The organism is Streptomyces griseoflavus (assembly GCF_014649995.1).
GTDB classification, from domain to species: Bacteria; Actinomycetota; Actinomycetes; order Streptomycetales; family Streptomycetaceae; genus Streptomyces; species Streptomyces griseoflavus.
In genome coordinates this window covers 732,584-740,864 of the sequence record NZ_BMUC01000001.1, presented here as the reverse complement: position 1 = coordinate 740,864, position 8,281 = coordinate 732,584, and the positions used below count along the sequence as shown (strand labels likewise).

At 73.4% G+C, this 8,281-nt stretch carries 7 protein-coding genes and 1 riboswitch; of the genes, 4 read left to right on the top strand and 3 right to left on the bottom strand.

Going from position 1 to position 8,281, the window contains the following annotated elements; all coding sequences use genetic code 11:
- Window positions 1–102: 102 nt before the first annotated feature.
- Genes IE172_RS03200 through IE172_RS03190 form a run of 3 tightly spaced genes read right to left on the bottom strand, consistent with a single transcriptional unit; the run spans window position 103 to window position 3,400 of the window.
- Window positions 103–1,197 carry a prenyltransferase/squalene oxidase repeat-containing protein gene (locus tag IE172_RS03200; protein WP_190095488.1) on the bottom strand — a complete coding sequence of 365 codons (1,095 nt, stop codon included), beginning with the start codon at window positions 1,195–1,197 and terminating at the stop codon, window positions 103–105.
- Window positions 1,194–1,940 carry a class I SAM-dependent methyltransferase gene (locus IE172_RS03195; protein WP_190095487.1) on the bottom strand — a complete coding sequence of 249 codons (747 nt, stop codon included), beginning with the start codon at window positions 1,938–1,940 and terminating at the stop codon, window positions 1,194–1,196. Before IE172_RS03195 ends, IE172_RS03200 begins: the two co-directional genes overlap by 4 nt.
- On the bottom strand, window positions 1,934–3,400 hold the full coding sequence (locus IE172_RS03190) for a glycosyltransferase family 4 protein (protein ID WP_190095486.1): 1,467 nt from the start codon (window positions 3,398–3,400) through the stop codon (window positions 1,934–1,936). Before IE172_RS03190 ends, IE172_RS03195 begins: the two co-directional genes overlap by 7 nt.
- Before the next feature lie 205 nt (window positions 3,401–3,605).
- Here IE172_RS03190 and IE172_RS03185 point away from each other — a divergent pair, with 205 nt between their 5' ends.
- The 4 genes from IE172_RS03185 (at window position 3,606) to IE172_RS03170 (ending at window position 8,247) form a co-directional block, all read left to right on the top strand.
- Window positions 3,606–4,325: a TetR family transcriptional regulator gene (locus tag IE172_RS03185; RefSeq protein WP_190095485.1), complete on the top strand. Its 720-nt coding sequence runs from the start codon at window positions 3,606–3,608 to the stop codon at window positions 4,323–4,325.
- A gap of 255 nt (window positions 4,326–4,580) precedes the next feature.
- The gene (locus IE172_RS03180) at window positions 4,581–5,987 is read left to right on the top strand and encodes a glycoside hydrolase family 10 protein (RefSeq protein ID WP_190095484.1); all 1,407 of its coding nucleotides are present in this window, start codon (window positions 4,581–4,583) and stop codon (window positions 5,985–5,987) included.
- Window positions 5,988–6,183: 196 nt separating this feature from the next.
- Window positions 6,184–6,245: riboswitch (cobalamin riboswitch) on the top strand.
- A gap of 149 nt (window positions 6,246–6,394) precedes the next feature.
- On the top strand, window positions 6,395–7,615 hold the full coding sequence (locus tag IE172_RS03175; protein ID WP_190095483.1) for an SCO2321 family membrane protein: 1,221 nt from the start codon (window positions 6,395–6,397) through the stop codon (window positions 7,613–7,615).
- Window positions 7,612–8,247 carry an SCO2322 family protein gene (locus tag IE172_RS03170; RefSeq protein WP_190095482.1) on the top strand — a complete coding sequence of 212 codons (636 nt, stop codon included), beginning with the start codon at window positions 7,612–7,614 and terminating at the stop codon, window positions 8,245–8,247. The genes IE172_RS03175 and IE172_RS03170 overlap by 4 nt, the downstream gene beginning before the upstream one ends.
- Window positions 8,248–8,281 lie beyond the last annotated feature (34 nt).

Sequence of the window (8,281 nt, the reverse complement as noted above, 5' to 3'; positions counted from 1 at the left end):
GCTACGGACTCGCCGCCGTCGTCCACCTGTTCATCGGCCACGCCATCGCCGGCCGCATGCGCCGCCACTGAACCGGGCCGCCCGCCAGGGGCGGTCCGGGGTTCAGGTGAGGGCGCAGCAGTCCGGGTCCAGGCCCCTGGGCAGGTGTTCGCCGCCGAAGACCGCGCAGGTGGGCTCGTGGCCGCCGAGGGCGGCGACCGCCAGCAGGAGTGAGCCGGCCGTCCACGTGGTCAGCTCGCGCGGCCATATGGCGTCGTCGTCGAAGACGTACCCCGTCCAGTACAGGCCGCTCTCCGCGTCGCGCAGGTGCCCGATGGACTGGAGCACCTCCAGCGCACGGTCGGACTCGCCCATCGCCCACAGGGCCAGGGCGAGTTCGGCCGACTCGCCGCCGGTCACCCACGGGTTGGGCACCACGCAGCGCACCCCCAGGCCGGGCACGACGAAGCGCTCCCAGCCCTCCTGGATGCGGGCCTTGGCCTCCGGGCCGGTGAGCGCGCCGCCGAGGACCGGGTAGTACCAGTCCATCGAGTAGCGGTCCTTGTCCAGGAACCGCTCCGGGTGGTGCCGGATCGCGTGGCGCAGCGCGCCGACCGCCAGCTCCCAGTCGGGCTGCGGCTCCTCGCGCTGCTCGGCGATGGCCAGCGCGCAGCGCAGCGCGTGGTGGACGGAGGAGGAACCGGTGAGCAGCGCGTCCGCCGTGGGCGTTCCGTCGTCGTCGCGCCGCCAGCCGATCTGCCCGCCGGGCTGCTGGAGCCGCAGCACGAACTCCACCGCCGCGCACACGGTGGGCCACATGCGGTCCAGGAAGATGTCGTCCCCGGTGGAGAGGTAGTGGTGCCACACCCCGACCGCGATGTAGGCGACGAAGTTGGTCTCCCGGCCCCGGTCGGTGATGTCGAGCGGGTCGCCGTCGGCGTACGCCGCGTACCAGGAACCGTCCTCCAGCTGGTGCCGGGCGAGCCAGAGGTAGGCCCGCTCGGCGGCCTCGTACGCACCGGCGGTGTCCAGGGCCATCGCGGCCTCGACGTGGTCCCACGGGTCGAGGTGGTGTCCACGGAACCACGGGATCGCACCGTCCTCCCGCTGCACGGCGAGGATTCCGGCGACGGTCTCGGCGGCCTGGTCGGCCGTCAGCACACCGGTGAGGACGAGGTGTTCGGTCCGAGGAGTCCGGGGAGTCCTGGAGGTCGTCACGTGGCGTCCGCCTCGACCGCGGCACGCGGCAGGTGCGGCTTGGTCGCGTACGCGACGAAGCTCTTGCCGATCACCGGGTTCAGCGCCCGCTCGGCGACTCTGGTGGCCAGCGGCTTCTTCATGATGTCCCAGACCAGCAGCTTGTGGTACGCCCGTACCGGCAGCGCCTTGTCGTTGTCCACGCCGAACGCGCACTTCAGCCACCAGTACGGCGAGTGCAGGGCGTGCGCGTGGTGGGTGCCGTACGGACGCAGTCCCGCCTCGCGGATCTTCGCCAGCAGTTCGTCCGCCCGGTAGATGCGGATGTGGCCGCCCTCGACCTCGTGGTAGGCGTCGGAGAGGGTCCAGCAGACCTTCTCCGGGCCGTAGCGCGGCACGGTGATCGCGATGCGTCCGCCCGGCTTGAGCACCCGCACCATCTCGGCGAGCACGCCCTTGTCGTCGGGGATGTGCTCCATCACCTCGGAGATGATGACGACGTCGAAGGACTCGTCCGGGAAGGGCAGGGCGAGGGCGTCGCCCTCCATGGCGGTGGCGGTGGCCCCGGCGGGCGCCTCGCCGGCCTCCTTCATCGCCGCGAACCACTTGGCGACCTCGCGGATCTCCTCGCCGTTCTGGTCCAGCGCCACGACCCGCGCACCGCGCCGGTAGCACTCGAAGGCGTGCCGGCCGGCTCCGCATCCGAGGTCCAGGACACGGTCGCCCGGGGCGAGCGGGAACCGGGAGAAGTCGACGGTCAGCACGTGGCCCTGCTTTCACGATCGGAGGTGTCGGCCGCGGTCACGGTGACGGCGCCCGTGTCCGCGAGGGTGTCGGGGAGGACGTCCGGGCCGGCCGGGACCGGGCGGCGCGCGGCGGGCTCCGCCGCGGGGGCGGTGCCGGTGTCACGGCCCGCGCCGGCCGCCGCGGTCGCCATCGCCTCGCGGTAGCGGGCCACCGTGCCCTCGGCCGCGCGTGCCCAGGTGAACTGCCGCAGCACCCGCTCGCGTCCGGCCGCGCCCAAGCGGGCCCGCAGCCCGGGGTCGCCCAGCAGCCGGGTCAGCGCGGCGGCCAGCGCCCCCGCGTCACCGGGCGGGACGGCCAGGCAGGTCTCCCCGTCACGTCCGGCGACCTCGGGGATCGCGCCGCCGGTCGTGGCGACCAGCGGGGTGCCGGTGGCCATGGCCTCGGCGGCGGGCAGGGAGAAGCCCTCGTAGAGCGACGGCACGCAGGCGACCTGCGCCGACCGCACCAGGTCGACCAGTTCGGCGTCGGAGATGCCCTTGACGAACTCGACGGCGCCCTCGAGGCCGTACGCCTCCACGGCCTGGGCGACGGGCCCCTCCGTGGGCCGCTTGCCGACCACGACGAGGTGGGCGTCGGGCTGCTCGGCCCGCACCTTCGCCAATGCCTCGACGAGGAACACCAGGCCCTTCAGCGGCACGTCGGCGCTGGAGGTGGTCACGATCCGGCCGGGGACGACCGCCACCGACGGGTCGGGGGAGAACAGGTCGGTGTCGGCGCCGATGTGGACGACGTGGATGCGGTCCTGCCGCACGCCGAGGTCCTCGATGATCTCCTGGCGCGAGGTGCCGGAGACGGTCAGCACGGACGGCAGGCGGCGCGCCACCCGCTTCTGCATGCGCGTGAACGCGTACCAGCGGCGCACCGAGAGGCGCCGCTGCCAGTTCCCGGCGGCGTCCAGTTCGAGCCGCCGGTCGACGGTGATGGGGTGGTGGATGGTCGTCACCAGGGGTGCGCCGACGTCGCCGAGCAGGCCGTAGCCGAGTGTCTGGTTGTCGTGGACGACGTCGAAGTCGCCGCGCCGGGCGCGCAGATGGCGGCGGGCGCGCAGGGAGAACGTCAGCGGCTCGGGGAAGCCCCCGGTCCACATGGTGCCGACCTCGAGCGCGTCGATCCAGTCGCGGTACTCACCGCGCTTCGGGGTGCGGAAGGGGTCCGGCTGGCGGTAGAGGTCGAGGCTGGGCAGCTCGGTGAGGCTCAGCCCGTCGTAGCCCTCGTCGAGCACGGCGTAGGGCTGGGCGCCGATCACCTCGACGCGGTGCCCCAGGCGGGCGAGTTCGCGGGAGAGGTGGCGCACGTAGACGCCCTGGCCGCCGCAGAACGGGTTTCCCTTGTAGGTGAGGAGTGCGATCCGGAGCGGTCGCAAGCCGTCGGATGCGGAGCCCGCCGAGGGCCCGGCCTGACTGGCCTCAGCGGTCACTCTGGGCCCCCTTCTCCTGCACTGTCCCGCGACAGTACGCCGGGACGCCGATCTAGAACAAGTTTCAGAGTTGATCGTCTGGAGGATCCGAATCTACCGGCAGGTAGGGATGCTGTGAGCAGTGGATCAGGTGATTCACGCCACGACGGACGGCGTGCCATGCTGTCCGATCATCGACCCTCACCGACTGTCACGGACGGGACCCATGCCCGCGGAAGCCCACAGCACCGAGGCGGCCGGGGCCGGCAGGCCGGCGCGACCGGAGGCCGGCACGACGCGCACCGACCCCGCTCCCCCGCGCACGCCCTCCACCGCCCCGCGCACCGACCCGGCCTCCCCGCTCACCGAGCGGCAGGAGGCGCGCCGGCTCCGCATCCTCCGGGCGTGCGCCCAACTGGCCGGCCGGGGCGGCTTCGACGCGGTGCAGATGCGCGAGGTCGCCGAGTCCTCCCAGGTCGCGCTGGGGACGCTGTACCGCTACTTCCCGTCCAAGGTCCATCTGCTGGTCGCCACGATGCAGGACCAGCTGGAGCACCTGCACGCGACGCTGCGCAGGAATCCCCCGGCCGGTGACACCGCCGCCGAGCGGGTCGCGGAGACCCTGACGCGGGCCTTCCGGGCACTCCAGCGCGAACCGCAGCTGGCCGAGGCGATGGTGCGCGCCCTGACCTTCGCGGACCGCAGCGTGAGCGCGGAGGTCGACCAGGTCTCCCGGCGGACCACGGTGATCATCCTGGACGCCATGGGGCTCACCGAGCCGACGCCGGACCAGCTCTCGGCGGTCCGCGTCATCGAGCACACCTGGCACTCGGCCCTCATCACCTGGCTCTCGGGCCGCGCCTCGACCGCCCAGGTCGGGGCCGACATCGAGACGGCGTGCCGCCTGGTGGACCTGGCGGCCCCGCGGTCCTCCGACGCCTCCTGAGACACCGCACCCCTCCGCACCCCACGCCGTCGAAACTTTCGACACGTTTCGGTCGCGAGGGGGGACACCTCTCCCCGGCCACGCCCCTCCGGCCCACTCCTCGCTCTCCCTGCGCGAACGGTTGACCCGTCCTCCCACCGTCCGTATCGTCACCGCAGCCATTCGGAGCCGAGTCCGAAACTTTCGTTCGACCGCACAGCACGACATTCCCGCCGTTCGGCATCACGGGACCCCCACCGAAGGGATGACATGCGCATGATCGGAAAGCGAAGGCGAACCAGGACGAGAGCCGGAGACACCGCCCCCCGCGGCCGGGGCCGGCTGCGCGCCGCCCTGGCCACCGCCACCACCGCACTGCTCACCGCCACCACCCTCGCGGCACTCCCCCAGAGCACCGCCCACGCCGCCGACACCCTGGGCGCCGCGGCGGCCGGGACGGGCCGCTACTTCGGTGCCGCCGTCGCCGCGAACCACCTCGGCGAGGCGCAGTACGCGGCCACCCTCAACCGCGAGTTCACCTCGGTGACGGCCGAGAACGAGATGAAGTGGGACGCCCTCGAACCGAACCGCGGCTCCTTCACCTTCAGCCGCGCCGACCAGATCTTCGACCACGCCCGCAGCCGGGGCATGGACGTCCGCGGCCACACCCTGGTCTGGCACTCCCAACTGCCGGGCTGGGTCTCCGGCCTCGGCGCGAACGACCTGCGCTCCGCCATGAACCACCACATCACCCAGGTCATGACCCACTACAAGGGCCAGATCCACTCCTGGGACGTGGTCAACGAGGCGTTCCAGGACGGCGGCAGCGGCGCCCGGCGCAGCTCGCCCTTCCAGGACCGGCTCGGCGACGGCTTCATCGAGGAGGCCTTCCGCACGGCCCGCGCGGCCGACCCGGCCGCCAAGCTCTGCTACAACGACTACAACACCGACGGCGTCAACGCGAAGAGCAACGCCGTCTACAACATGGTCCGGGACTTCAAGTCCCGTGGCGTGCCGATCGACTGCGTCGGCTTCCAGTCCCACTTCAACCCCAACTCCCCCGTCCCCTCCGACTACCGGGCCAACCTCCAGCGCTTCGCCGACCTCGGCGTCGACGTGCAGATCACCGAGCTGGACATCGAGGGCTCGGGCCAGGCCCAGGCCACCAACTACGGCAACGTCGTACGGGCCTGCCTCGCGGTCACCCGCTGCACCGGCATCACGGTGTGGGGCATCCCGGACAAGTACTCGTGGCGGTCGAGCGGCACCCCCCTGCTGTTCGACGACAACTACAACAAGAAGCCCGCGTACGACGCCGTGCTGAGCGCCCTCGGCGGCACCCCGGGCGGCGGCGACCCCGGCAACCCCGGTGACCCGGACGCGGCCTGCACCGCCACCTACACCACGGCGGAGCAGTGGAGCGGCGGCTACAACGGCAAGGTGACGATCACAGCCGGCAACGCCCCGATCCGCGCCTGGAGCGTCAACGTCACCATGACGCCCCCGCAGAAGGTCCTCACCGTGTGGAACGGCTCACCCACCTGGGACGGCGGCGGCACCGTCATGACCGTCCGCTCCAGCTGGAACGGCTCCCTCGCGGCCGGGGCGTCCACCAGCTTCGGCTTCACCGTGAACGGCGGCAACACGCCATTGCCACAGGTCAGCGCCTGCACGGCGTCCTGACCCGGCCGGCACCCGCCGCGCACCGGCCCGCACCCGCGACCCCCTCCCCGGGGCGCGCGGGTGCGGGCCACCTCTCGTCGCCCCCGTGACCTCCGTCACCTCACGGCCTCACTCCGTCCACCCCTCCCACGACCACCCCCGACCCCCTTCCTACGGGCGGGTAGAGTGGCGGCGTCGTCATCACACCCGTACGGGGGGAAGCCGGTGCAATTCCGGCGCTGACCCGCAACCGTGAGCCGTCCGCCGCGAGGCCGGGACGGTGAGCCGGACTGCCCCACACGGATCGTGACCGGCTCACGTGCCCGGCAGTCCCGCCGGCGCACGGGCACCGTCGAGGTATACGGAGCCGAGCCGCCGGGGTGTCCCGCGCTGCCCGGCCCCTCTTCAGGGAGAGGCACCCGCCGATCATGAATCTCCGCCGCAGCGCAGCGGTCCTGGCCGCCGTCGCCGTGATCGGCGCCGCCGCACCGGCCGCCGCCGCCCCGTCCCCGTCACCGTCGAAGCCGGCGCTCCCCTCCGCCCTGTACGGCGACAGCGACCCCCAGTACGACGGCGTGTGGCGCCAGTCGCTCGCCCTGCTCGCGCAGCACACGGCCGACGTCGAGCCGCCGAAGGCCGCCGTCGACTGGCTGACCGGGCAGCAGTGCGCCGACGGCTCCTTCGCCCCGTACCGCGCCGACACCGCGAAGGCGTGCGACGACAGGACGACGGTCGACACCAACCAGACCGCCGCCGCCGTCCAGGCGCTCGCCGCGCTCGGCGGCCACGACGCCGTGACGGACAAGGCGGTCGGCTGGCTGAAGTCCGTACAGAACACGGACGGCGGCTGGGGCTACATCGCGGGCGGCGCCAGCGACACCAACTCCACCTCGGTCGTCATCGGCGCCCTCGCGGCCGCCGGTGAGAAGCCCGCCGAGGTGAAGAAGGACGGCAAGTCCCCCTACGACGCCCTGCTCGGGCTCGCGCTGCCCTGCGAGGGCGACGGCGCGGGCGCCTTCGCCTTCCAGCCGGACAAGAAGGGCACGCTGATCGCCAACGCGGACGCCACGGCGGCGGGCGTGCTCGGCTCGACCGGCGCGGGCCTGGCCGCCGGGCCCGGCAAGGGCGGGCAGGCCGACGCCGCCTGCGCGACGGCGGACAGCCCCGGGCAGGCCGCCGCCAACGGCGCCGCGTACCTCACCAAGGCCCTCGCCGGGAGCGGCCACCTCGTCTCCGCCCTCCCCGGCGCCGAGGACCAGCCCGACTACGGCAACACGGCCGACGCGGTCGTCGCGCTCGCCGCGCAGGGCTCCACCGAGCAGGCCGGCGCCGCCGCCGACTGGCTGGAGAAGAACGCCGCCGGCTGGGCGGCGCAGAGCGGTCCCGCCGCCTACGCCCAGCTGATCTTCGCCGCGCACGCGACGGGCGCCGACCCGCGCGCCTTCGGCGGCACGGACCTGGTCGAGCGGCTGACGGCGACCGGACCCGCCCCCGAGAAGGCCACCCAGCCGTCGGACGACAAGGGCGACAAGGACGAGAAGAAGGACGACTCCGGCTTCGGTGTCTGGTGGTTCGTCGGCGTCTGCCTGATCGCCGGTATCGGCATCGGCTTCCTGTTCAGCGGCCGCGCGAAGAAGCAGCAGCCGTGATCCGCCGGGTCACCCTCCTGTTCCTGGCCGCGCTGCTGCCCCTGCTGGCGGGCGCGGGCCAGGCCCAGGCCGCCGGCTACCGCTACTGGTCCTTCTGGGAGCAGGACGGCACGGCGTGGACGTACGCCACCCAGGGCCCGTCCCTGGTCCGCCCCGCCGACGGCGACGTGCACGGCTTCCGCTTCTCCGTCAGCGAGGACTCCGGCGACGCGGCCAAGCCCCGGGGCACCGCGGACTTCGACACCATCTGCGCCGGCACCCCGGCGAAGGACGGCACGAAGCGCGTGGCGCTGGTCATCGACTTCGGCACCCCCGCCGACGCCCCGTCCGGCGAGACCCCGCCGGCCGGCCGCACCGCCTGCGCGCAGATCGCCGAGGACGCCAGCACGGCGGAGGCCCTCGCCGCCGTCGCCAAGCCGCTGCGCTACGACTCCAACGCCCTGCTGTGCGCGATATCGGGCTACCCGCAGAAGGGCTGCGGAGAGCAGGTCGCGGCCGGCAAGGCCGCCGCGCCCGCGAAGGAACCGGCCGAGCCGGAGGACTCCGGACCCAGCGTCGGCCTGGTGGCGGGAATCGCCGTGGTGGCCCTGCTCGGAGCGGCGGCCGTCTGGCAGGTACGCCGCCGTGCGTGACGCGCACCCCACCGCCCACCCCTCCCGCGCGAGC

Bases quoted from the DNA above. Each gene is read 5' to 3' on its own strand.
- IE172_RS03185 (WP_190095485.1), top strand. From the start codon at position 3,606: ATGCCCGCGGAAGCCCACAGCACCGAGGCGGCCGGGGCCGGCAGGCCG.
- IE172_RS03175 (WP_190095483.1), top strand. From the start codon at position 6,395: ATGAATCTCCGCCGCAGCGCAGCGGTCCTGGCCGCCGTCGCCGTGATC.
- IE172_RS03180 (WP_190095484.1), top strand. From the start codon at position 4,581: ATGATCGGAAAGCGAAGGCGAACCAGGACGAGAGCCGGAGACACCGCC.